Raw genomic sequence first — 25,330 nt, forward strand, 5'->3', positions numbered from 1 at the left:
ATGCAGGCAGAGAAGTTTCATGACCTCCCGCTTGAAGACGTGTTAGGTGACCGCTTTGCACGTTATAGTAAATATATTATTCAAGATCGCGCGCTTCCAGATGCGCGTGACGGTTTAAAACCGGTACAAAGACGTATTTTATATTCCATGTATGTAGAAGGAAATGTACATGATAAAGCGTTTCGTAAATCAGCTAAAACAGTCGGTAACGTTATTGGTAATTACCATCCGCACGGTGATTCCTCTGTATATGAGGCGATGGTACGTTTAAGTCAAACTTGGAAAGTACGTAACGTTTTAGTTGAAATGCATGGTAATAATGGTAGTGTTGATGGCGATCCAGCAGCGGCAATGCGTTATACGGAAGCTCGATTATCACCAATTGCATCTGAGTTATTACGTGATCTTGATAAAGAAACAGTGGAATTTGTGTCAAACTTCGATGATACGAGTGAAGAACCTGTTGTATTACCAGCAATGTTCCCGAACTTATTAGTGAACGGATCTACAGGGATTTCAGCTGGTTATGCAACAGAAATTCCTCCGCATCACCTTGGGGAAGTAATTGATGCGACGATGATGCGTATTGATAAGCCGAATAGTACTGTTGATGATTTATTAACAGTTATGAAAGGGCCAGATTTCCCGACCGGTGGTATTATTCAAGGGATTGATGGTATTAAAAAAGCGTATGAAACAGGAAAAGGTAAAATTATTATTCGCGGAAAAGCGGAAGTTGAAACGATTCGTGGTGGTAAGCAACAAATCGTTATTACAGAAATTCCGTATGAAGTAAATAAAGCGAACCTTGTTAAAAAAATGGATGAATTACGTCTAGATAAAAAACTAGATGGAATTGCTGAAGTACGTGATGAGACAGATCGTACAGGTCTTCGTATCGTTGTAGAGTTAAAAAAAGAAGTAAATGCTGAAGGTATTTTAAATTATTTATATAAGAATACAGATTTACAAATTCCATATAACTTTAATATGGTTGCGATAAATAATCGTCGTCCTACACTTATGACGTTACCAAAAATTTTGGATGCATATATTGGACACCAAAAAGAAGTTGTAACAAAGCGTTCTCAGTATGAATTACGAAAAGCGGAAAATCGTCAACATATTGTTGAAGGTTTAATGAAAGCATTATCAATTTTAGATCAAGTAATCGAAACGATTAGATCTTCTAAAGATAAGCGTAATGCGAAAGATAACTTAAGTGCTAAATTCGGCTTTACAGAAGCACAATCAGAAGCAATCGTTTCGTTGCAATTATATCGTTTAACAAATACAGATATTACAGCACTAGAAAAAGAAGCGGATGAATTAAGTACAAAAATTGCAGAATTACAGGCAATTTTACAAAGTGAAAAAAGACTTTTTCAAGTTATTAAAACAGATTTGAAGAGAGTAAAGAAAACATATAGTGATGATCGCCGTGCTATTATTGAAGAACAAATTGAGGAAATTAAAATCGATGTGGAAGTTATGATTCCGCAGGAAGATGTCATCGTTACTGTAACGAAAGAAGGATATGTGAAACGAACAGGTTGGCGTTCACATAATGCATCGAACGGGAAAGACTTCGGTATGAAAGAGGGTGACATCTTACTGGAGCGATTCGATACGAATACGACAGAGACAGTCCTCTTATTTACGAATAAAGGAAACTATATATATCTGCCAGTATATGAAATGCCAGAAATTCGTTGGAAAGATTTAGGTCAACACGTTGCGAATCTCGTTTCGCTCGAGCGGGATGAAATGATTATTTGGGCGACCGTCGTACCGAACTTTGAAGAAGAAAAACGATTTATTGTATTTGTTACACGAAATGGTATGATTAAGAAAACAGAATTAAACCAATATAAAGTTCAGCGTTATTCAAGAGCGTTCGTCGCTGTGAATTTGAAAAAAGATGATTATGTTGTAGATATATTTGCAACAGATGGAACGAGTGATATTGTTCTTGCAACCTATGGTGCATATGCACTTATTTTCCATGAAGATGAAGTAAGTCCAGTCGGTGTAAGGGCCGCTGGTGTGAAAGCAATTAACTTAAAAGAAGATGATTATGTCGCTTCTGGTAAACCGTTAAATGGTGACAAAGATCAACTTATTCTCGTAACGCAGCGCGGTGCTGTAAAACGTCTAAAAGCATCAGAAATTGAGAAATCAACGAGGGCGAAGCGAGGTCTTGTTATTTTCAAGGAGTTAAAACGTAATCCATACCGTATTGTCGGTATTGAAATTGTTAGAGACGATGAACTAGTTTACATGAAGACAGAGAAACACATTGTAGAAGAAATTGATCCGAAAGCGTATCGAAATAAAGACCGGTATAGTAACGGTAGTTTAGTGCTAGATGTTAACGATACAGGTGAAGTTATTGAAACGTGGACGAAAAAACGACCGGAGTAAAAAAGGCATCTTGCTATGAATAATGGCAAGATGCTTTTTTCTAGGCAAATTATTATGTAAATAATAATAATCTTGTTATAATAACTGAATGAAATCGTTCTCATAAAGTGAAACTTTAATCAATCGGACTTTTACGAGCAGTTGATTCCTCAACTAACTTCTTTACTTTCGCTGAATTTTGAGGTAGGGGTCTTACTGTCCGTTAAAGCGGGATAAATGGAGGGGCAACATGAAAAAAATAGGTGTAGGAATTGTAGGATTTGGATTTTCTAGTACAACATTTCACATTCCATTATTACAAACGATAGAAGAATATGATATTCGTGCTATTTTATCATCAAAAGAAGAACTCGTGAAACAAGCATTACCAAATGCTGAAGTTGTTGGCACAATTGAGGAATTAGTAAATCGTGCTGATATTGACTTAGTGGTCATTACTTCACCGAATACAACTCATTTTCCATATGTAAAAGAAGCAATTTTACATGGTAAGCATGTAGTTGTGGAGAAGCCATTCGTTGTTTCAATTGAAGAAGGCGAAGAACTAATTTCATTAGCAAAACAGCATAATGTGGTGTTAAGCGTATATCATAATCGCCGTTTTGATAATGATTTCTTAACGATAAAGAAATTGTTAGAAGAAAACAGAATAGGGAATCTATACGCATATGAAGCGCATTTCGATCGTTTTCGCCCGAATGTACGAGATCGCTGGAGAGAAAAGAATTTACCAGGATCAGGGATATTATATGATTTAGGGTCGCATTTAATTGACCAAGCAATATCATTATTTGGGAAACCAGATGCGATAAGTGCAGATGTAATCAAACAACGACCAGGTGCAGAGATTGATGATTACTTCCGTGTTATACTTCACTACGGTGTGAAACGTGTCACTTTACATAGTAGCAGTTACGTAAAGCAAGCAGGTCCACACTTTACACTGCATGGAGATAAAGGTTCTATCGTGAAATACGGTATGGATTCACAGGAAGAACAATTAAAAAATGGAATGAAGCCAGGCGATAACGGTTATGGAGTAGATGCTGAAGAGAATTTCGCTACTTTAGACACGGAAGAAAAGCTAGAGCGTATTTCGACAGAAGTTGGCTGTTATGATATGTATTATAAAGGTGTAAGAGATAGTATTATAAATGGTGAGAAACCACCTGTAACAGCACAAGAAGGCATAGAAGTTATTCGACTTATTCAATTAGCGATTAAAAGTAGTGAAACGGGTAGAGTTATCACTGTAAAATAAAAAAGACACGAATTTCGTGTCTTTTTTTATTGAGAATATGTGAATAGGGCTAATTATTTAGCCTAATCGTTTGTCATACATTAACTGGATTTGTATGCCGTATGGATCTTCAATAATACCATATGCTTCACTAAAGATATTTTTTTCTAGTGGAGAGATTACCTTCACGTTCTTATCGGAAACTAAATTATTATAAAATCTTTGTATTTCTTCTAAATTAGCACTTTGAATGCAAAGTGACATGTTATTTCCAACGTTATAACGTTCCTTAGGATTCATTGTATCTTCTGCTATCATTAGCTTTGTATTCCCAATTTTTAAAACAGAGTGAGCAATATGATCCTTATTTTCACTTGTAATTTTAAAAGAACGATCTCTTTTCGCCAGTTCTTCATACGTAACAATCATTAACTGCTTAGCTTCTAAATTGCGTGTATAAAAATTAATTGCCTCCTTTGCATGCCCATTCATTGAAAGAAAAATAGCTATTTCTAATGTCATAAATATATAACTCCTTTATTAGTTAATAATTATAATATAGACTAAAAAGGTTTCAATACATGACACCTTTCGGGAGGGAAATATGAAAAAAACGGAACGAATTAATGATATGCTTATTTTCTTAAATAATAAAAGGCATTTTAATTTAAAGGATTTAATGGTTAGATATGCTATTTCTAAAAGTACAGCTTTACGAGATATTCAATCATTGGAAGAAATAGGTGTACCAATATATTCTGAACTAGGTAGAAATGGAAGTTATAAAATTATAGAAAATAGCGTGTTATCGCCAATTTATTTTAGTGTGGATGAAATGTATGCGTTATACTTTTCGATTCTTACATTAAATGGATACAAGACGAAACCATTTAATATAGAAAGTATTGCACTTGAAAATAAATTTAAACATGTATTACCTGATAATGTGAGTAAAAATATTTCAATTATGGAACGAACGCTTTCTTTTGAAGTAACAAATCATAGTAATTTTAGTCCGTTCTTAAAAGAAATTTTACAGGGAATTTTTGCTGAGCGAGTTTATCATTTAACATATTTAAAAAAAGATGAGGAGAAAGTATTGGTCGCCCAATTTATTCGAATAGAATCTAAATTTGGCCAGTGGTATGCTAAAATCTTTAATTTTGAGACAAATCATGTTCAAATAATTAGATGTGATAAAATTCTTTCTATTGTGGAAACAAGCAATACGAATCCAAAAAATCTTGAAGAATTATTAAGTTATCTTACTACTTTTCACAGAAAGCCGGATGCAATTGATTTTCGTGTCATTGTTAATCAAAAAGGAAAAGACATTTTTGATAAAGAGAATTATCCTTCCATGAAGATACAAAAAGGAAATGAAAATTATAGTATAACAGGCTATTTTAACAAGCAAGAAGTTGAATTTATTTCAAGTTATTTTCTGAATTTCGGTGAAACGATTATCTCAATTCAGCCAGTTATGCTAAAAGAGTTAATCTATAATAAGGTATTATCTATAAAGCAGCATTTAACTGCTTTAAGATAAAGTTAGTTTTAATCATTTTATTGACATGAAAAAGCCCTTGAGATTTAAATATCCAAAGGGCTTTTTTGTGATTTTATTTATTCTTTAGAAAAAATTATTTTTCTGGGACGGACAGTCCATAAAAGAACATCGTAACGATATCTTGTATATGTTTTTCGCGATCTCCTTCAAGAAGCTGAGCCCCGAAATCATCACCTAGTTTAGTGAACATTTGAATGTATAGTAACATCATTTCTTTAGTAAGGTGAGGGTTAATTTCATTTTTTTGCTGTGCTTGTTCTAATATTTCTAAATACCAAGGTAGGATTTTTTCGTTTTGATAACTATAAATAAATTCTCGGAGCTCTTCATCTCTTTGCATCATTTGTAGTAACATATCTGGCTGAAATAACCCACCAGTATTCATTTTTCTTACAATCATTTTTTGCATCATATCATGAAAAGGTAATTTTTCCGCTGCAAGATCTTTATAATATTGAAATTCAGATATGATATATTCTTGTATAAGCTCTCTAAATAATGCTTCTTTACTTCCGAAATGATTATAAATGGTAACTTGAGAAACGTTTGCTTCTTTTGCAATGTGCTCTATTTTCACTTCATTAAATCCACGTTCTGAAAATAATACGAAAGCAGCTTCTTTAATAGCACGTTTTTTCTTTTCTTTCACTTTTTCAAAGCCGTTCAATGCAATCACCTCAATTAAAATATACAAGAAAAAATAATGGAAAACAATATTTTTGAAATATGGACATATAAATATTTCAAAAAGTTGTTGCGAATATGAAAGATGAGGAGTACAATAATTTTGAAATATCACATATTAAATATTTCAAAAAATGAGGTGGAATTATGATTTCAGTTCAAAATGTCACAAAACAGTTTTCAAATGGAAAAGGTTTGTTTCATATTACATTTGATGTAAAAGAAGGGGAAGTATTTGGTTACTTAGGACCAAATGGTGCTGGGAAATCCACAACAATTCGTACTTTAATGGGATTTATAAAACCGACAGCTGGAAAATCTTTAATTTTCGGATTAGATTGTTGGAATGATGCCGCAAAGATTCAAAGGGAAGTTGGTTATTTACCAGGAGAAATTTCTTTTATTGAAGGAATGAACGGATTAGAGTTTTTAAAGTTAATGCAAGGAATGCGCGGCTTAAAGGATACGAAAAGACGAGATGAATTAATAGAACGTCTACAATTTGATGTGAAAACACCGATTCGAAAAATGTCTAAAGGAATGAAGCAAAAAGTAGGAATTGTTGCTGCTTTTATGCATGATCCGGAAGTGTTAATTTTAGATGAACCGACTTCAGGACTCGATCCACTTATGCAGCAAGTGTTTATAGATTTAATATTAGAAGAAAAGCAAAGAGGGAAAACAATCCTTATGTCATCGCACATTTTTACTGAGATTGAGAGAACTTGTGACAGAGTGGCTATAATTAAAGATGGTCGCCTTGTAACGGTTGAAAATATTCATGATTTACAAAGCTTGAGACGACAGGTAATAGATGTAACCGTATCATCGCAAGAAGAGATTGAATCTCTTACACAATGTAATTTGCAATTTGAAGCGGTGAAAGGTAGAGAAGCATCGATTATTGTGCAAGGAAACTATCAAACTGTTTTACAAACACTTTCAAACTATAATGTAACGGCGCTTCAAACGAGAGCAATGGATTTAGAACATTTATTTATGCATTATTATGATAAGAAAGAAGGGATAAAGCATGAATAAGCAATTGTTTTTAGCTAGTTTGAAAGAAACACAAAAAAGTATTTTGAGTTATGCAACTGGTGCAGCTCTATATTTATGGTTGTTAATTTGGATCTTCCCTTCAATGGTATCAGCGAAAGGGTTAAATGAATTAATAAGTGCTATGCCTGATAGTGTGAAAAAAATTGTTGGAATGGAAAGTCCGATTCAAAACGTAATGGATTTTTTAGCTGGCGAATATTATAGTCTATTGTTTATTATCATATTAACAATTTTTTGTGTAACAGTTGCAACGCATTTAATTGCTCGTCATGTTGATAAAGGAGCGATGGCATACTTGCTAGCAACACCTGTATCTAGAGTGCAAATTGCAATCACGCAAGCGGCTATTCTCGTATTAGGGCTACTAATCATAGTAACTGTTACGTATGTAGCGGGTATAGTAGGTGCAGAGTGGTTTCTACAAGATAATAACTTAAATAAAGAATTATTCCTGAAGATAAATATAGTCGGTGGGTTAATATTTTTAGTCGTTAGTGCGTATTCATTTTTCTTTTCTTGTATATGTAATGACGAAAGAAAGGCACTTAGCTACTCAGCAAGTTTAACTATTTTATTTTTCGTAACGGATATGGTAGGTAAATTAAGCGATAAGTTAGAGTGGATGAGAAATATATCATTATTTACGCTATTTCGTCCGAAAGAAATTGCTGAGGGAACGTATAATATATGGCCAGTGAGTATAGGTTTAACTGCTGGAGCACTTTGTATTTTCATAGTAGCAATTGTAGTGTTTAGGAAAAGGGATTTACCGTTGTAAAGTAGAAAGTCCACTGAGAAAGTGGGCTTTTTTTGATGAGGAGGAAACGAATGAATCATTTGTTCCGGGTTAAGCTATATGTAAATGATATTGAGAAGTCATTATTGTTTTATGAAGAAGTAATTGGTTTACAGTTGTATAAAAGAAGTATGCATGCAGCACGCTTTAATCACGATCACTTTTCTCTGTTACTAGCTACTGATTCAACATTGAGTGAAAATCACTATTTTTACAATCGGAAAGACATGAAGGGGAATGGCTTTGAACTAATTATTGTTGTCAATCGGATTGAAGAAGTATATGAACGTTGTAAAGAGAAGCGATGCACAATACAAGAAGAAATTCAAACTTATCCGTGGGAGATGCGGGGATTTAAAGTTGTCGATCCAGATGGATATTTCCTTAGAATTACATCTGAGTAAAGGTAAACATGAAGAATGTTTACCTTTTTTTATGGAAATATTCAAAAAATGAACCTTTTTCTAGGCTCATCCGTCTAATACATGTAAAGTTAAATTTGAAGTGAGGATGAAACAGGAGGAGCAATTGTGAAAGTAATCCCTTTATATAAAATGATTGTAAAAGAAGAAACCGATGTTTCCTTAGCGAAAAAAGGTGATCATGAAGCTTTTATGGCGCTTATACATACAGAAAAAATGAAGATGTATCGTATTGCAAAGGCTATGTTACGTGATGAGACAAATATAGAGGATGCGATACAGGCAACAATTTTAAAAGCCTATGAAAATATAAAAAAATTAAAAAAAGAAGAGTTTTTTCAAACTTGGTTAATTCGAATTTTAATGAATGAGTGTAACAATATTATTAGAGCGTATAAAAAGGTAATTGTGACAGAAGAGAATGATTACAATATGAGTGCGTGTGATCAGTATGAAGATATAGATTTGTGTAATGCGATTCAATCGTTACATGAAGAATTAAGAGCTGTTACGGTTCTTTATTATTATGAAGATATGAATCAAGAGAGTATAGCAAAGCTTTTAGAAATACCAAAAGGAACAGTGAAATCGAGATTGTCACGTGCGAGGGAACAACTGCAAAAACGATTAAAGATGGAATAGGAGGTGTAAAGAGTGGATAATAAAAAATTATTTGATGAGAAATTAAAAAAGAGAATAAAAGACGAGAATGTTATAGTACCGCCAGAGTTAAATGAAAAGATTAATCGTACACTACATAATCTCCCTGTAAAAAAGAAAGGTTACAGAGTTTATATGATGGTTATAAGTGCAGCGGTTCTAACACTTTCAATTGTGTCTATGTCGGAGTTTTCTGATCAAATTTTTGCTCAAAATGGTGGAGTATTTGAATACGTAAAGAAAAAGGCGTTTTCTGATTATGAAAATGAAGAAGAAATAAAATCGAACGTAAATTATCCAGATAAAGAAAAAATTCATGAAAAGATGTTGGATTCCATTGATCATTTTAAAAATATTTCAGGACAATTTGAGGAATATTCTAGTTCGTCAAGAATTGCTACAACATACAAATATGCGATTGATACGGAGCAACAAAGTGGTATCTCTTCGAAAGAAGATAAACTAGCGAAAAAACGAACAATTATATATAACGAGGGCAAGAAAAAAGAATTTGATGATGAGAAGTATACATATAAAGAGACAAAATGGAGCCCGAAGGAAAAAAACTATGAACTATTAAAATTAAATCCCACAGAAAGGTTATTGAGAAAATCAGGCGAGAAAAAAAGATACGATGATGAATATGTGGGATTCGCGAAGTATAGTATGCAATCAGAATTTGCGGATCTATTAATTCGATATAAAGATTGGAATTATAAAGAAACGAAGTATCTTGGACTGGATTGCTACAAAATAGAAGGGACAATAAACATAGAAATGCCTGTAAGTACATCTGAAGATTTAAGAGGGAAATTTGAAATGATTGTAGAGAAAAATACAGGGATTATGCTAAAATTCCTTAGTTTCCACGAAGGTATGATTCAATATTCGATTACGACTGAATGGATACAAATAAACAAAGGATTGAAAGAGAATGTATTTCAAAAGGATAGCGCTAATTATGAAAAATTGAAAAACATATTAGGTGAATAGAAAACGGAGGGAAATATATGGAGAATACCTCTTCTTCAAGAGAAAAGAAAAATAAAAGAAAATATAAGAAGACAACGGTAATAAGTGTCTTGTTAGTAGTATTACTATTTGGCGGAGTTGGATACAGTGCTTATGTGTATATGAAAACTTCTAATCTCGTACAAAAGTCTAGTTTGAATTTAGCGCGTGGTGAAAAATCAAACTTACGTGAGAACGCCGTAAAACCAATTACAAATAATGTTTCACTTTTAATTATGGGAATTGATGAAAATCAAGAACGACAAAAGGAGTATAATGGTGCTTTTCATACAGATGCACTACTGTTAGCTACTTTTAATAAAGATGATAAGACAGTGAAATTAACGAGCATACCACGTGATACATATACATATGTTCCAGTTGAAAAGAAAAAAGATAAAATAACACATGCATATGGAAGTGGTTTCGTTAAAAATGGTAAAGATGGAGGACCGCAAGCTTCAGTGGAAGCGGTAGAAAAATTGTTACAAGTGCCTGTTGATTATTTTGTGAAGTTTAATTTTAATGCATTTACTAAAATTGTTGATGGATTAGATGGGATTGAAGTAAATGTCCCAGTTGAATTTACGGAGCAAAATAGTAAAGATGAACCTGACGCAATCCATTTGAAAAAAGGACTACAAAAATTAACAGGGGAAGAAGCACTTGCACTGGCAAGAACGCGTCATATTGATAGTGATGCAATGAGAGGTCAGCGCCAACAACTTGTTATTGAAGCGATGTTAAGTAAATTAAAAAGTGTAGGCTCGATTACGAAGCTAGAAAAAGTAGTTGAGGCGATTGAAGGCGATTTTAAAACAAATTTAGTAATGGATGATATTTTATCTTTTTATAAATACGGTTTAAATGGTTCAGTTGAAAAGATTCAATTAGGCGGAGATGATTTATATTTACCTAACGGTCCGAATGGGCAACGTGTATATTATTATAACCCTAATAAAAAAGATCTACAGAGTTTGAGTAATACGCTTAGAACACATCTAGGATTAAGTGAAAAGCAGATTGAGGAGAATTGAAGCAGGCGTAATGTCTGCTTTTTATTTTTGTAGAAAAGAGGTTTGTTACGATATACATTATTTATTAACAATAATTTACAAGTGTTTTATAGTGTAGGGAGATAAAGACTATTAAATCAATACATAGAATTCAATGAGATATAGTGTTTCGAAAGAGTATGGAATTTTTATGAATATTACTGTAAAAAAATAATTTTTTAAAAATTTTCAATAATAACACTTTACAAAACTCGAAAAATTAGTAGAATAATAGTTAATAAGAATCTTCTGATAAATATATAAAGAAAAACAGAATTATCAGAAAATTCTTAAATGAGAGCGTTAAGAATTAGGGAGGGTACAGAAAGTGAAAAAGAAAAAAATGAAAAAACTAACAGCAGTTGTAGCACCAGTTTTAGCAATGAGTATGGCATTGACAGCATGTTCTACATCAGGCGGAGATAAGAAAACAAGCACAAATTCTAGCTCTGGTGGAGATAGCAAATCAGAAGAAAAATTAGCAGCGAAACAAGTGCTAAATCGTACAGAAACAAATGAGATTCCAACAATGGATACTTCTAAAAATACTGATACATTAGGTTCTCAAATTTTAGGGAACACAATGGAAGGTTTATATCGATTAGATAAAGATAACAAACCAATCCCAGCTGCTGCAGAGTCAAGCACGAAGAGTGAGGATGGTAAAAAATATACATTTAAATTACGTAAAGATGCAAAATGGTCAAATGGTGATCCTGTAACAGCGAAAGATTTCGTATACGCATGGCAACGCCTATTAGATCCAAAAACAGCTGCTGAGTATGCATTTATCGCATTCCCAATTAAAAATGCAGAAGCGGTTAATAAAGGTGAAAAACCTGTAACTGAACTAGGAGTAAAGGCAGTAGACGACCTTACTTTAGAAGTTGAATTAGAACAAGCAGTGCCATACTTCTTAAACTTAGTAGCATTCCCATCGTACTATCCATTAAATGAGAAGTTCGTAAAAGAAAAAGGGGATAAATACGGTTTAGAGTCTGATACAACAGTATATAACGGACCGTTCGTTCTTACTGATTGGAAGCATGAGCAAGGCTGGAAACTAAAGAAAAACGATCAATATTGGGATAAAAAGACTGTAAAACTAGATGAAATCAATTATAGTGTAGTAAAAGAAGTAGCTACAAGAGTAAACTTATATGATACAAATGCAATTGATTTCGCGCTATTAACAGGTGAATTCGTTGATAAGTATAGAAACAATAAAGAAGAGTTTGGCTCATACTCACAAGTAAGTACTTACTTCTTACGTATGAATCAAAAACGTGGTGGACAAGATACACCGTTAAAGAGCCAAAAATTACGTGAAGCAATCGCACTTTCAATCGATAAAAAGAATTTATCAAACGTTATTTTAAATGATGGATCTAAGCCTGCGGACTTCTTAGTACCGAAAGGATTAGCAACTGGACCAGACGGTAAAGACTTCCAAGAAACATTTAAAAATGGTATTAAACCAGATGCGAAAAAAGCAGCAGCTGCATGGAATGAAGCGAAAAAAGAGCTTGGGAAAGACCAAGTTACAATTGAGCTATTAAACTATGACACTGGTAATGCGAAAAAAGTTGGGGAATATGTAAAAGATCAAATTGAGAAAAACTTAAAAGGTGTAACTGTTAATATTAAACTTCAGCCATTCAAACAAAAGCTGAAATTAGAAACAGAGCAAGACTATGATATATCATTTGCTGGTTGGGGACCTGACTACGCTGACCCAATGACATTCTTAGATATGTTCCAGTCTAATCATTCTCATAACCAAATGAGCTTCGCTGATTCAAAATATGATGATATGATCAAAAAAGCTGGCGGAGAATTAATGGGTGACGCGAAGAAACGTTGGGAAGAGCTAGGAAAAGCTGAGAAATTACTTCTTGAGCAAGATGTAGCACTTGTACCTTTATACCAACGTGGTGATGCATACGTTCAAAAACCAAATGCAAAAGGCATCGTTCATCATAACATTAGCCCAGAGTATAGCTTCAAGTGGGCATACATGACTGAAAAAGATGGAAAATAATTTTAAACAGTAATACTATCTTTAAGTGGATATATACACGTTTCTTAGCTTATTTTGTAGTGAGAATCTCATCGTCCACAATAGTAAGATAAAATGATAGAGCATTTCAAAAGTAGACTATTTACTTTTGGAATGCTCTTTTATTATGAGATTAAATGTAAATAAATCAATAGATATAAGGAAGGATTTGTATAGTGATAATAGTAAAAAAAACAATTGTTACTATAATAAAAGAATAATTTTTAGAATATTTTAAAAATAGCTTTACAAAACCCGAAAAATTAGTAGAATATTAATTAATAAGAATTTTCTGATAACTAGTTATTAGAAAATCTATCAAAATTAGTTTCGTACATATAATTGGGGAGGGTACAAAAATGAAGAAAAAGATGAAAAAGTTCACGGCGGTTGTAGCGCCAGTTTTAGCGATGAGTATGGCGTTGACAGCGTGTTCTGGATCTGGTGGGGAGAAGAAATCAACTACGACGTCTAGTGGTGGTGGGGAAGAGAAAAAATCTGAAATTAAATACGCAGCGAAACAAGTGTTAAATCGTACAGAACAACAGGAAATTCCAACGATGGATACTTCTAAATCTACTGATACGCTAGGGGCACAAATTTTAGGAAACACGATGGAAGGATTATATCGTCTTGATAAAGATAATAAGCCAATCCCAGCAGCTGCAGAATCTAGTACGAAAAGCGAGGATGGCAAAAAATATACATTCAAATTACGTAAAGATGCAAAATGGTCGAATGGTGATCCTGTAACAGCGAAAGATTTCGTATACGGATGGCAACGCTTACTCGATAAAAATACTGCTGCAGAATATGCGTTTATTGCTTTCTATATTAAAAATGCAGAAGCAATTAATAAAGGTGAAAAACCTCTAACAGATTTAGGAGCAAAAGCGGTAGATGATTATACGCTAGAAGTAGAATTAGAAAAGCCAGTACCATATTTCTTAAATTTACTAGCATTCCCGTCATACTATCCTTTAAATGAGAAATTCGTAAAAGAAAAAGGAGATAAGTTCGGTTTAGAAGCAGATACAACGTTGTATAATGGACCGTTTGTGATGGCTTCATGGAAACATGAACAAGGATGGCAGCTAAAGAAAAATGATAAGTACTGGGATAATAAGACTGTAAAATTAGAAGAAATTAACTACAGTGTAGTAAAAGAAGTTGCGACGAAAGTAAATTTATATGATACAGGATCAATTGATTTCACATTATTATCAGGAGAATTCGTTGATAAGTATAAATCGAACAAAGAGGAGTACGGTGAGTATTCAGAAGCGAGTACATTCTTCTTACGTTTAAATCAAAAACGTAACGGACAAGATACACCGTTAAAGAGCAAAAAACTTCGTGAAGCAATCGCATTATCAATTGATAAAAAAGGTTTAGCAAACGTTATTTTAAATAACGGTTCAAAAGCAACAGATCAATTAGTACCAAAAGGACTTGCGACAGGACCAGACGGTAAAGATTATCAAGATACATTTAAAAATGGTCTGAAATATGATCCGAAAAAAGGTGCAGCAGCTTGGGAAGCAGCGAAAAAAGAACTTGGAAAAGATCAAGTGACAATTGAATTACTAAGCTATGATGATGGTACTGCGAAAAAAATTGCTGACTACTTTAAAGATCAAATTGAGAAAAACTTAAAAGGTGTAACGGTTAACACGAAAATTCAGCCGTTCAAACAAAAACTAAAATTAGAGTCAGCACAAGATTATGAAGTTTCGTTTGCAGGTTGGAGCCCAGATTATTCGGATCCAATGACATTTATTGATATGTTTGAATCGAAGAGCCCGTATAACCAAATGAGTTATTCGAATCCAAAATACGATGAAATGGTAGCAAAAGCAGGGAATGAATTATTATCTGATCCGAAGAAGCGTTGGGAAACGTTAGGAAAAGCAGAGAAATTATTCCTTGAAGAAGATGCAGGATTAGTTCCTTTATATCAAACAGGTAGAGCGTATGTAATGAAACCGAATGTAAAAGGAATTGTGAAACATAACATCAGTCCAGAATATAGTTTTAAGTGGGCTTATGTAACGGAAGGGAAATAATAAAAAAGAGCGTGTTCAAAGTAGAAACATTACTATTAACACGCTCTTTTTCTATTCAATTAAATAGAGAAGAATAAGAAAAGTAGTACTGACATATAGTAGATGGGGGAGAATTCGTATAGTAGTAATAGTAAAATACATAGTTACTATGAAAATAAAATAATGGAAACTTCAAAAATGAGGATAATTACCAAGATATTAATTGGTGAAAAAGTATTACTAACTAAGTTCATAGAAAATCTCTCAAAGTTAGTTTCGTACATATAATTGGGGAGGGTACAAGAATGAAGAAAAAAATGAAAAAACTAACGGCAGTTGTAGTGCCAGTTTTAGCAATGAGTATGGCGTTAACAGCATGTTCTGGATCTTCTGGTGGGGAGAAGAAACCGACTACAACGTCTAATAATGGCGGGGAAGAGAAAAAATCTGATATAAAATATGCAGCGAAGCAAGTGCTAAATCGTACAGAAACGAATGAAATTCCGACGATGGATACTTCAAAAAGTACAGATACACTTGGCGCACAAATTTTAGGGAATACGATGGAAGGGTTATATCGCCTTGATAAAGATAATAAGCCAATTCCTGCTGTGGCAGAATCTAGCACAAAAAGCGAGGATGGTAAAAAATATACATTTAAATTACGTAAAGATGCAAAATGGTCAAATGGTGATCCAGTAACGGCGAAAGATTTCGTATTTGCATGGCAACGTCTAGTAGATCCAAAAACAGCTGCTGAATATGCATTTATTGCTTACTATATTAAAAATGCAGAAACAATTAATCAAGGAAAAGCAGAAGTTGCTACATTAGGTGTAAAAGCGGTAGATGACTATACGCTTGAAGTAGAACTAGAAAGACCAGTACCATATTTCTTGAATTTAATGGCATTTGCGTCATACTATCCATTAAATGAAAAGTTCGTAAAAGAAAAAGGAAATAAATTCGGTTTAGAATCTGATACAACAGTATATAACGGACCGTTCGTTCTTACTGATTGGAAGCATGAGCAAGGCTGGAAATTAAAGAAAAATGATCAGTATTGGGATAAAAAGACTGTAAAACTAGATGAAATCAACTTTAGTGTAGTAAAAGAACCAGCTACTAGAGTGAATTTATATGATACAGGTGCGATCGATTTTGCACTTTTATCAGGTGAATTTGTTGATAAGTATAGAAATAATAAAGAGGAGTTTGGCGCATATTCGGAAACAAGTACGTTTTACTTACGTCTAAACCAAAAACGTGGTGGGCAAGATACACCGTTAAAGAGCAAAAAACTACGTGAAGCAATCGCATTATCAATTGATAAAAAAGCTTTAACGAATGTCATTTTAAATGATGGTTCAAAACCAGTGGATTACTTAGTACCAAAAGGTTTAGCGAGTGGACCAGACGGTAAAGATTTCGCAGAAACGTTCAAAAATGGTTTAAAACAAGACTCCAAAAAGGCAGCAGCAGCTTGGGAAGAAGCGAAAAAAGAACTTGGAAAAGATCAAGTCACAATTGAACTTTTAAATTATGATACTGGTAATGCGAAAAAAGTTGGGGAGTATGTAAAAGATCAAGTTGAAAAAAACCTAAAAGGCGTGACAGTAAATATTAAACTGCAACCATTTAAGCAAAAGCTTAAATTAGAATCAGACCAAGATTATGATTTTTCATATGGTGGCTGGAATCCAGATTATGCGGATCCAATGACGTACCTTGATATGTTTGAAACGACAAATTCTCAGAACCAGATGAGCTACTCAGATTCAAAATATGATGACATTATTACTAAAAGTAAGACAGAATGGATGGCTGATGCAAAAAAACGTTGGACAGAGTTAGGAAAGGCTGAGAAAATTTTACTTGAAGATGATGTAGCGCTTGTACCTTTATATCAAAATGCTCGATCCTATGTAATGAAACCAAATATAAAGGGAATTGTGAAACATAATATTAGTCCGGAATATAGTTTCAAATGGGCGTATGTAGAAGAGAAATAATAAAGTGAAACCTTAATCAGGCTGCCTGGTGAATAGTGGGATAAAAAGAAAAATCATTTTCAAGTTGCGGTATTAGAGCACTTGAAAATGATTTTTCTATGCACTTTTATTCCTTCCTTGAATATATAAAATAAAAAAGGGAGAATCCCATGGAACGAAATGCATACATCGATTTCCTAGCTTATTACGGAATAGGGAGTGCTCATCCTGGTGGTTTTACGTTAACAAAACAATTGTTAGCACAATTGCCTTTTAGATATGGAGCAAATGTCCTTGAAATCGGCTGCGGTACGGGGAAAACAGCGGCATATATGACAAAAGAATATGGTTATAAAGTAACGGCGGTTGAAAAGAATGAGATTATGATTCAAAAGGCGAAGGATAGATGGTCGTTTGAAGGAATAGACATTCAATTAATTGAAGGAAATGTAGAGCAATTGCCTTGTTTGCATGAATCATTTGAGTTCGTACTTGGAGAATCGATACTCGCTTTTACAGAGAAAGAAAGGGTTATTTCGGAGTGCTATCGTGTACTACAGAAAGACGGTAAGCTTGTTGTCATTGAAATGATTATTGATAGGCACATTGATAAGGGTGAGGAAGAAAAAATTTCCCAACTATACGGGATGAAAGAACTATTAACTGAGAATGAATGGGTACAATTATTTCAGAAAGCAAATTTTAAAAGAATTACAATTGCTGGCGGTGGTACAATTGCAGAAACGATCTCTGGCTATATAGAAGAGCCAGAATGGAATGTATCACAATTTATCCCAAATGAGTTATATGAGGCATGGGTACAGCATGAAAATGTACGACTTATGTACCAACATATTTTAGGGCATCGTATTTTTATATGTGAAAAATAAAGAAAGAGAGTTGACTAAAGGTAGTCAACTCTTTACTATGTTAAATGAAAAATAATGCAGCTAATGTAATTCCGAAGATGAAACCAAATCCGAGTTCAACGCCCCAGCCGCCGCCTCCCCAGCCGCCACAACTACCGCAACCACGACCGCCACATCCACAGCCGCTGAATCCACCACCACAACCAAATCCGCAACTATCACATCTGCTAAGGCCCCCACAAAGGTCACAGCCACCGTTTGCATATGCGTCATAGTATCCAAATCCTGTATCAAAAGATGAGCGCTGTTGCACTGGTTCAATCCATACAGAGCTTTTTGTCACATCAATTATTTTGCCTAAATGAATGCGACCATCACGATCTTCAATGCGAACGACTTTACCGAAATAACGTTGGCACGTATCGTAACATTTTTGTCTATGCATATTCTTTCCTCCTTCCCCATTACAGTAATACGATATGTAAAGGGGACAAGTGCGGCTTGTATGAATGCCCTATCTATCATAATTGTTATAGGAAAGGGGAAATATAGTAAGAGGATATATAAGGAGGAAAAGGCATGAAATCTACAGATCAGTTTCAGATATACGAAGTACCGTGGGAAGAGTTTATTGAAGCTTTGCGAAAGGAAATGAAGAAGCAAGTTGGGGCAGATATTATTGATACAGTAGTTTGCAATTTAGAAGATGGTTTTGAAGTGTATACATATGTGCAGGGGGATTTGGATTTTGAATATAAGGAAGCGCTGGAAAGGAAATACGGGAGCGATGCAAAAACTCCTAATGTGTTAACGATTATGTTATTAGCTAGCATTTATAGTACAAGTGAAGAGAATTTACGCTTACATGCGGATAATAAAGATAATCCGATTGTTGAAGTGTATGTGAAGCAATAAAACACGCTGTGAAAGGCGTGTTTTTTATTTGTGTGATAAAATGTTAGAAAATTAAGAAAGATGGTGATGGTTTGAAAATTAAACATCTTAATTTAACAGTTTCAGATGTAGTAGCTGCTAGAGAGTTTTTAGAAAAATATTTTGGTTTAACTTGTAGCGGGGCAAGGGGAAATGGCTTTGCGGTTATGCGTGATAACGATGGGTTTATATTAACGTTAATGAAAGGGAATGACGTACACTATCCAAAAACATTTCATGTAGGATTTCCACAAGAAAATAATGAACAAGTAGATAAGATAAATCAAAGATTGAAGGAAGATGGATTTTTGGTTGAGGCTCCTAAACGTGCACATGCGTATACGTTTTATGTGGAAGCACCTGGTGGATTTACAATTGAAGTGATGTGTTAGTTCAAAATCAAACTTTTTAATATGTGTTTTCAATATGAAAAGTAGGAAAAGTCTGTTTTAAGTGTAGAGCTTAAACAGGCTTTTTTACTTATAGTATCGGATGGAAAACGCTAGAAGGAATCATATTCAGCTTATATAACTATTTACATAATAAAGTTATGGTGTGTTAGTTGTCCTAAAATACAAGTCATATATCTTGTTTCCTCTCATAAATTTAAACATAGGAATTTGTCTACAAAGGTGGCGAAGCCTCATCATGAAAATTCGAATTTGTGCCACATTCATGTTGTTTCTATTTATATGGTTACATCCTTTTTGGACTTTTGCAAAAGGAGAGGAGGCAAAGGAAAGGGTCGTTTCACTTGTATATGATGATTCGGGCAGCATGAGAAATAACGATCGCTGGAAATATGCCAATTATGCTTTGCAAAGTTTAGTTGCGCTATTAGATGAAAAAGATAAATTCTCTTATGTTCCAATGAGCAAGCCGAATGATCCATTAAACATTTCGTTAACGAAGGATAAGAGACAAACAGAAATTGAGGGGATTGGAGCATGGAAAACGTATTTAAATACTCCGTTTAGCGCAGTAGAAACGGCGATGCAATCTATAAAAAAGGAAGCAGATATAGATGGAAAACGTGAATTTTGGCTTATTGTCTTAACTGACGGGGCATTTAATGATTTAGAGAAAGATAAGGTTGGCGGAAAAGAACAAATTACACAGAAGTTAGCACAGTTTAAGAAGGATATGGATGCAAAAAAGATATCGTTACATCCAATTTTAATTACGATGGAAGAGGATTTAGGACAGCAAGAAAAGGCACAACTAAATACGTTTAAAGAAATATGGAAGAAAGAGATAAACGGAGTTACGATGCCATCTAGTGGAGAGGATGGTATTGTAAAAAGCGTCAATCAAGTGGCAGCATTAGTTGCAAATCGTGATCCGTTCTCTTCTGTTGAATCGATTGTAAAAACGAAAGTAGTAGGGAAGAAAGTAAAGATTACAACACCATTTCCATTAAAGCGTATGACGCTTGTACGACAATCACCTTCTTTGTCTAATTATCAGGTCACACAAATTTCTAAACCGTTACAATTACAATCTTCCTATTCCATACATGCACCAGGAGAAGCGAAATTATTCGGAAATATAGTTCATATAAGTACGGAAAATCAGGAAGTTATTAAACCAGGAACTTATACGATAGAGGTGGATCGAGATATTGAGAAAGAAGGACTACAAGTACTAGTTGAACCGGCGCTTAACTATACTGTTTCTACTTATGACAAAGACGATAGTAGTCAAAAAAATGTGGGAAAAATGTACGAAGGTGTTACTGCTGTTATTGAAGCGAAGCCTACGGAATTACCAATTCAGTCTTCATATTTTCAGGCAGAAGTAGAAATAGACGGAAAACAGTACCCGATGATGTGGGACGATAAAAAACATGTATTTTACTACGAAATGAAGATTGATAAAGGATTAGTGCGCGGGAAAGTTCATATGAACATAAAGGGATTTTACAGACAGACGAAAGAATTTAAAATCGAAGTAACGGAAAAACCAAAATTATCACTGCAAACGATAACGAAAGATTATGAAGAAAAAGTAACGAATTTAGAGAATAGTAAACCGTTTATTATACAACCACAGTTAGATGGTAAGCCGATGACAGAAGAAGCTGTAAAGAAACTATTAAAATCTACTGGTGTCACATCTAAACAATCAATCAACTATGAAATAAAACAACAGGATAATCAAATTTATATTTATCCTCGCCCTCATTACTCCGACATATTCAATTTTACAGATACTGGCACCGTAGAAGCTACCATCACTATACAAGATTCAAAATTACAAGAAGTAAAGAAAAATATATCACTTCATATTCAAAATGCACCGTTCTATGAAAAATATGCGCTTATTTTTAAGTTTGTTATTCCTATCACTTTATTATTGTTAGTAGTAGGAATAATCGTTTTAGGGTGGATTGTTCGTCCAAGATTTCACCGAAAAGCACTATTGTATTACGAATGGGATCAAGAGGTAGCGAAAGATTGGTTATATCAATCTGAGCCAGAATTACTTAAAAATAAATGGTGGAAGCACTATTTTGGTATTCCATACCGAGCAGAAAGAAAGACTGTGCAATCCGTTACGTTTATAGCAAAGAAAGGTTCGAAATCAATATTTGTAGCGAAAGAGTCACAAGTAGTAGGAATGATTATTGATGGGATGTTTATAACAGAAGATGAGATTGGAATGGAGCATAAGACGCTATATCCAAATGAACTTTTAGTAATTGATAGAGGGTATGGTAAAGAAATTTACAAATATGAGTGTGAATAGTAGGTAGGGAAAAGGAGGGAGTCTCATCTTTCTCCCCTTCTTTTCAAACAAGCAAGAATAGGAAGGTGGTTCACATGACGTTACAAGTTCCAACGATATTAATTGGTTTAGGTGGAATCGGTAGTACTGTGACACATCAAATATATGAAAGGCTACCTGAGGAGCGCCGAAAAAAGGTAGCAATGCACGTATTTGATACAGATGTGAATACATTGAGTAAATTTGATCACATTCGAAAGTTTAAGACGCAAACGAGTTCTAGTAAAACGCCAAGAGAGTATATTGCGGGAGATCCAACGATTCCAGAGTGGTTTCCAATGGACCCGACTATACTTGATAAACCACTGACAGAAGGGGCAGGACAGTTACGCGTCATTTCCCGTTTAGCGTTACTTGCTGCGATGAAAGAAGATAAATTGACATCCTTTTGGCAAGAAATCGAGAAGATTTTTCCGGTTACAAGCGATCAAACGGAATATGGAGTGCGTGTCATTATCGTAACATCACTAGCGGGCGGAACAGGTTCAGGGATGTTTCTACAAATTGCATTATATTTACGTGAAATGCTTCGTAAAAAACTGCAGCATCACAACATTTTAATACGTGGTGCGTTTCTAATGCCTGACGTTTTAGTTAAGACGAGAACGGTTAGTGCGAAAGAGTTTGAAACGGTGCAAGCAAACGGCTATGCCTCGTTAAAAGAATTACATGCCATTACACTCGGTTCCACTGGAGAATTATCAAAACGTGGTGGTGTGACGATTGAATTAGAATATCGACCTGATCAAGTAGATGAAGACGGAAGAACGAATCATACGATTAAACAACATCATTTACCGTACAATTATTGTTTCCTATACGATTACGAAAATCTACATGGACACCATCTGCACAATTTATCAGATTATATGGAGCAAATGGCAAATACGATTTATTTACAGTTATTTAGTCCGATGTCTGCAAATCATTTTGCACAGGAAGATAATCAAATTCAGCAATTAGCAGAATCAAGCGGGAAAGGACGATATTGCGGGGCAGGAACGGCAAAGATTATTTATCCGTATGAGCACGTGTTAAAATATTGTGCTTTAAAATGGGCTGTGCAAGGTTTGGATGAATCGTGGCTTCATTTAGATCAATTGTTTCAAGAGAAGAAGCAAAGATATGATCAAGATGTAAAACGTGGGATGCAGCGTGAAAAGCCAGAGCGTGGGAAAAGTTATTTAGAAGACTTAGAACATCTTGCTACTCGTCCAGAACAGGCCCATATTTTCTATAGACAAATGTACAATGAAACGCGTGAAGGAGCAGAGGGCGGTAAAGTGGGTGTGGCGAAATCTAAACTGTTTTTAGAGGCTGTAGAAAGCTATGTACAGCGAACGGTGCAAAAAGATGAGGAATTAAACCGTCTGCAGCACGAGTGTAAAATTTCGGCTGCGAAACTGAAAATGATGGAGCAAATGAAAGGTGAAGTAGCAAGGGTGGATCATGCGGTTCGTTTATATGCGTATGCGATTCCGAGCCGCGTACATGAGCATGTAACGACACTATTGTATGACATGATTGAATCAGACCGTTTTTCACCAAGTGGTTCTGAAGGGCAGTCCTATCAATTAAATACATGGTTTTTAAAGAAAACAGATCCTGTTCATCCAGTATCAGCTCGTTTTATGTTGTATGAAATTCGAAAGCAGTTAGTCGAGAAAATGAATCGACTACATGAAAATAATGAACAAAAGCGTAATTTAATTCAAAACTACGATAAGAAATTTAATGTGAGTAATATTGATGGAACGGTAACAGCTGTTCGCCGAGTAGAAATCGCACAGCAACAAGGCTGGTTTGGAAAAATGATGAATAATCAGCAGCGTTTGTTTAAAAAAGAATTTGAAGATATTGTAACGCAGTACGTACACAAATTAAACGAGTATCGTAAAGAAATGCTATTAGAACTCGTTTATCAATCGCTTTATCAAGCTGTTAATAAAATGATTCAATATTGGGAAAGATTTTTTGATAATTTACACGAAACACGTGAAAATTTATTGTTCGAAATCCAAAAACGCAGCAAGGAATTTGAAGGGAAAACAAATCCAACGAATGTATACGTATTAGCTGAAGAGAAGTTGCAAGAAAAGATATGGCAAGATATGCAGCAACATTTAAATTTAGGTGTATTACCGAAAGATATATCTGCGGAAATTTATATGAGTTTATACGGAGAATACTGCCGGGATGCGAAAACAGAAGAGATTCAATCGAAAAAGGTAGAAGACTTTTATCGTGAGCACATACTAAGTTATTGCTACGATGAATTACAAATACGCTATCGCGATAAATTAGAACTGAATATCGTTGAGGCGTTACGAAAAGAAGCGGATTATAAGAAGCGTGATCGTGATGAATACGTCCGTGAAAAAATTGAAGACTTGTTCCATTTAGCTAGTCCATTTGTGCCGAAAGTTTCCCATCATAGGGAATTACAATATTGGGGTATACATCCATCTTTAAAGAAAGAACTACAAGAGGAATTAATTCAAGAAATGTTTAAAGAAAAAGATACAGTACATGAAGCTTTTTCTCCATTTGAAGTCATTTGTTATCGTGCGCATTACGGTTTATCGTTGCAAGACTTCCCTAAGCTTTCGTCTGGACACATTGCAAATGGATTTATGAATGATAAAGGTGATTATTTTCAGTCTTACTATCGCCGTGTGAACAAGTTGAATAGTAAAAAATCTAGTTTAACGCCGCATTTAGATAAATATTGGCACTTACCAGCATTCATGCCAGACTTAAATGCAACGCAAACGAAGTTAGATTACGATAAATGTAATCGCGCTCTTCTATATGCGTATATGTATCGTTGGATTAGTTTAGTAGCTGTTGATGGCCAATTCGTGTATCAATATAACGGCGTTGGACGTAGCTTCTTAATTCAGTCGATGGGGAAAAATATTTCAAGCGAAAGTTACAAATTGCACAGGGCATTGCTTCATAATCCATTTATTTATGAAAACATCTTGTCCAGATTTGAAGAAGAACAAGAAAAGGCGATGATACAAGGCGGACATTTATATACACATCCGTTTGTATTAGGCGCTCAAGATATTAGATGGCTGCGTAAAGAGCATGTCCATAATATTTTAGATATGATTTTAATGTACGACCGTGAGGCGAAATATGATCCAACGTTAGAAGAAACTTCTGACGAATTATTAAGATTGTTCCTTGATGAAATTGAGTTATATTTCCAAAACTATTACGGTACAGGTGCCGATATGGTTGCAAAGAAAGAGAAAGAAATGTTTATTAAACAATTGTGGGATCGTTCGTACGCGAAAGGTTATGTTGATCCAAATAGTGCTCCTTATAAAAAGTGGCAAAATTTATTAAGCGTTCATGATGAAGAAGAAACGCCAAAAACGAATGTATAATGAATGAAAAGGGAATCCTTAAAAGTGGCAATACAACTTTAGAAAAGAGGGATTCCGATGCCGTTTTTAGGAAGTGTATATCAAATATTTGGATTGTATCCAGAAATTTATTATGGAATGATTTCAGCTGAGCTACAAGAAAAGGCTCAGAAGGAACATCTTGAAAATAATAGTGCAGAAGCTGAAGTAGAAGAATAAAAAAAGTGCAGATGAAAATCTGCACTTTTTATTTGCTTTAAAATGGTTCCATATCCTTAATTGAATTGTTATTTGAAGATAACAGTTCAGTTAAGGGTACGATGATGTTTCTTAAATTTCATATAA

At 34.4% G+C, this 25,330-nt stretch carries 21 protein-coding genes and 1 pseudogene; 18 read left to right on the top strand and 4 right to left on the bottom strand.

Annotated features, from left to right (window positions below; all coding sequences use genetic code 11):
- Together parC and MNO09_RS12115 are read left to right on the top strand one after the other, a co-directional pair.
- Nucleotides 1-2,424: a DNA topoisomerase IV subunit A gene (parC, locus tag MNO09_RS12110; RefSeq protein WP_001147484.1), complete on the top strand. Its 2,424-nt coding sequence runs from the start codon at nt 1-3 to the stop codon at nt 2,422-2,424.
- 229 nt (nt 2,425-2,653) lie between these two features.
- Nucleotides 2,654-3,685 carry an oxidoreductase gene (locus MNO09_RS12115; RefSeq protein ID WP_241950163.1) on the top strand — a complete coding sequence of 344 codons (1,032 nt, stop codon included), beginning with the start codon at nt 2,654-2,656 and terminating at the stop codon, nt 3,683-3,685.
- Between the two features lie 57 nt (nt 3,686-3,742).
- On the opposite strand, the gene MNO09_RS12120 is transcribed toward MNO09_RS12115, so the two are convergent.
- The gene (locus tag MNO09_RS12120; protein WP_000171328.1) at nt 3,743-4,186 is read right to left on the bottom strand and encodes a VOC family protein; all 444 of its coding nucleotides are present in this window, start codon (nt 4,184-4,186) and stop codon (nt 3,743-3,745) included.
- 82 nt (nt 4,187-4,268) lie between these two features.
- On the opposite strand from MNO09_RS12120, the gene MNO09_RS12125 reads away from it, so the two are divergent.
- Nucleotides 4,269-5,213: a helix-turn-helix transcriptional regulator gene (locus MNO09_RS12125; protein WP_000750563.1), complete on the top strand. Its 945-nt coding sequence runs from the start codon at nt 4,269-4,271 to the stop codon at nt 5,211-5,213.
- 94 nt (nt 5,214-5,307) lie between these two features.
- Here MNO09_RS12125 and MNO09_RS12130 read toward each other — a convergent pair whose 3' ends face one another.
- Nucleotides 5,308-5,910: a TetR/AcrR family transcriptional regulator gene (locus MNO09_RS12130; protein ID WP_240515195.1), complete on the bottom strand. Its 603-nt coding sequence runs from the start codon at nt 5,908-5,910 to the stop codon at nt 5,308-5,310.
- A gap of 155 nt (nt 5,911-6,065) precedes the next feature.
- Between MNO09_RS12130 and MNO09_RS12135 the strand changes: the two genes are divergently transcribed.
- The 4 genes and pseudogenes from MNO09_RS12135 to MNO09_RS31010 form a co-directional block, all read left to right on the top strand.
- Nucleotides 6,066-6,959: an ABC transporter ATP-binding protein gene (locus MNO09_RS12135; RefSeq protein WP_000626605.1), complete on the top strand. Its 894-nt coding sequence runs from the start codon at nt 6,066-6,068 to the stop codon at nt 6,957-6,959.
- On the top strand, nt 6,952-7,758 hold the full coding sequence (locus MNO09_RS12140; RefSeq protein ID WP_001041452.1) for an ABC transporter permease subunit: 807 nt from the start codon (nt 6,952-6,954) through the stop codon (nt 7,756-7,758). The genes MNO09_RS12135 and MNO09_RS12140 overlap by 8 nt, the downstream gene beginning before the upstream one ends.
- Nucleotides 7,759-7,808: 50 nt before the next feature.
- The gene (locus MNO09_RS12145; RefSeq protein ID WP_001015954.1) at nt 7,809-8,180 is read left to right on the top strand and encodes a VOC family protein; all 372 of its coding nucleotides are present in this window, start codon (nt 7,809-7,811) and stop codon (nt 8,178-8,180) included.
- A gap of 261 nt (nt 8,181-8,441) precedes the next feature.
- Nucleotides 8,442-8,768 (top strand): annotated as a pseudogene (locus tag MNO09_RS31010) (sigma-70 family RNA polymerase sigma factor); the annotation flags it as partial.
- On the opposite strand, the gene MNO09_RS31015 reads toward MNO09_RS31010, so the two are convergent.
- Nucleotides 8,707-8,883: a hypothetical protein gene (locus tag MNO09_RS31015; protein ID WP_502917726.1), complete on the bottom strand. Its 177-nt coding sequence runs from the start codon at nt 8,881-8,883 to the stop codon at nt 8,707-8,709. The pseudogene MNO09_RS31010 and the gene MNO09_RS31015 overlap by 62 nt on opposite strands.
- Here MNO09_RS31015 and MNO09_RS12155 point away from each other — a divergent pair.
- From MNO09_RS12155 to MNO09_RS12180, 6 genes are all read left to right on the top strand, one after another.
- Nucleotides 8,853-9,851, top strand: coding sequence for a hypothetical protein (locus tag MNO09_RS12155; RefSeq protein ID WP_000368965.1), 999 nt, complete (start codon nt 8,853-8,855; stop codon nt 9,849-9,851). The two genes, MNO09_RS31015 and MNO09_RS12155, sit on opposite strands and share 31 nt — an antisense overlap.
- Nucleotides 9,852-9,868: 17 nt before the next feature.
- The gene (locus MNO09_RS12160) at nt 9,869-10,906 is read left to right on the top strand and encodes an LCP family protein (protein ID WP_000432318.1); all 1,038 of its coding nucleotides are present in this window, start codon (nt 9,869-9,871) and stop codon (nt 10,904-10,906) included.
- A gap of 346 nt (nt 10,907-11,252) precedes the next feature.
- Nucleotides 11,253-12,965, top strand: a complete 1,713-nt coding sequence (locus tag MNO09_RS12165) for a peptide ABC transporter substrate-binding protein (protein WP_000727523.1) — start codon at nt 11,253-11,255, stop codon at nt 12,963-12,965.
- A gap of 377 nt (nt 12,966-13,342) precedes the next feature.
- Nucleotides 13,343-15,049 (top strand): peptide ABC transporter substrate-binding protein, encoded by a 1,707-nt coding sequence (locus MNO09_RS12170; protein WP_000728448.1) that lies wholly within the window; start codon nt 13,343-13,345, stop codon nt 15,047-15,049.
- Nucleotides 15,050-15,333: 284 nt separating this feature from the next.
- Complete coding sequence (locus MNO09_RS12175) at nt 15,334-17,040, top strand: peptide ABC transporter substrate-binding protein (protein WP_000728490.1); 1,707 nt, start codon at nt 15,334-15,336, stop codon at nt 17,038-17,040.
- A gap of 149 nt (nt 17,041-17,189) precedes the next feature.
- Complete coding sequence (locus MNO09_RS12180; RefSeq protein ID WP_000440727.1) at nt 17,190-17,909, top strand: class I SAM-dependent methyltransferase; 720 nt, start codon at nt 17,190-17,192, stop codon at nt 17,907-17,909.
- 40 nt (nt 17,910-17,949) lie between these two features.
- On the opposite strand, the gene MNO09_RS12185 is transcribed toward MNO09_RS12180, so the two are convergent.
- Nucleotides 17,950-18,333 (bottom strand): hypothetical protein, encoded by a 384-nt coding sequence (locus MNO09_RS12185; protein ID WP_000554974.1) that lies wholly within the window; start codon nt 18,331-18,333, stop codon nt 17,950-17,952.
- A gap of 134 nt (nt 18,334-18,467) precedes the next feature.
- Between MNO09_RS12185 and MNO09_RS12190 the strand changes: the two genes are divergently transcribed.
- From MNO09_RS12190 to MNO09_RS12210, 5 genes are all read left to right on the top strand, one after another.
- Nucleotides 18,468-18,803: a hypothetical protein gene (locus MNO09_RS12190; protein WP_000842880.1), complete on the top strand. Its 336-nt coding sequence runs from the start codon at nt 18,468-18,470 to the stop codon at nt 18,801-18,803.
- Between the two features lie 71 nt (nt 18,804-18,874).
- A complete protein-coding gene (locus MNO09_RS12195) occupies nt 18,875-19,213 on the top strand; it encodes a VOC family protein (RefSeq protein ID WP_000693979.1) in 339 nt (112 codons plus the stop codon).
- Between the two features lie 256 nt (nt 19,214-19,469).
- Complete coding sequence (locus tag MNO09_RS12200; protein WP_000702094.1) at nt 19,470-21,569, top strand: vWA domain-containing protein; 2,100 nt, start codon at nt 19,470-19,472, stop codon at nt 21,567-21,569.
- A 74-nt stretch (nt 21,570-21,643) separates the two neighbouring features.
- Entirely contained in the window at nt 21,644-25,006 is a 3,363-nt protein-coding gene (locus tag MNO09_RS12205; RefSeq protein WP_000175132.1) for a tubulin-like doman-containing protein, read from the top strand.
- A gap of 57 nt (nt 25,007-25,063) precedes the next feature.
- Nucleotides 25,064-25,204, top strand: a complete 141-nt coding sequence (locus MNO09_RS12210; RefSeq protein ID WP_001116184.1) for a hypothetical protein — start codon at nt 25,064-25,066, stop codon at nt 25,202-25,204.
- The last annotated feature ends 126 nt before the right edge of the window (nt 25,205-25,330 follow it).

It is taken from the genome of Bacillus sp. N5-665, assembly GCF_022637375.2.
In the GTDB taxonomy this organism is placed as follows: domain Bacteria; phylum Bacillota; class Bacilli; order Bacillales; family Bacillaceae_G; genus Bacillus_A; species Bacillus_A wiedmannii.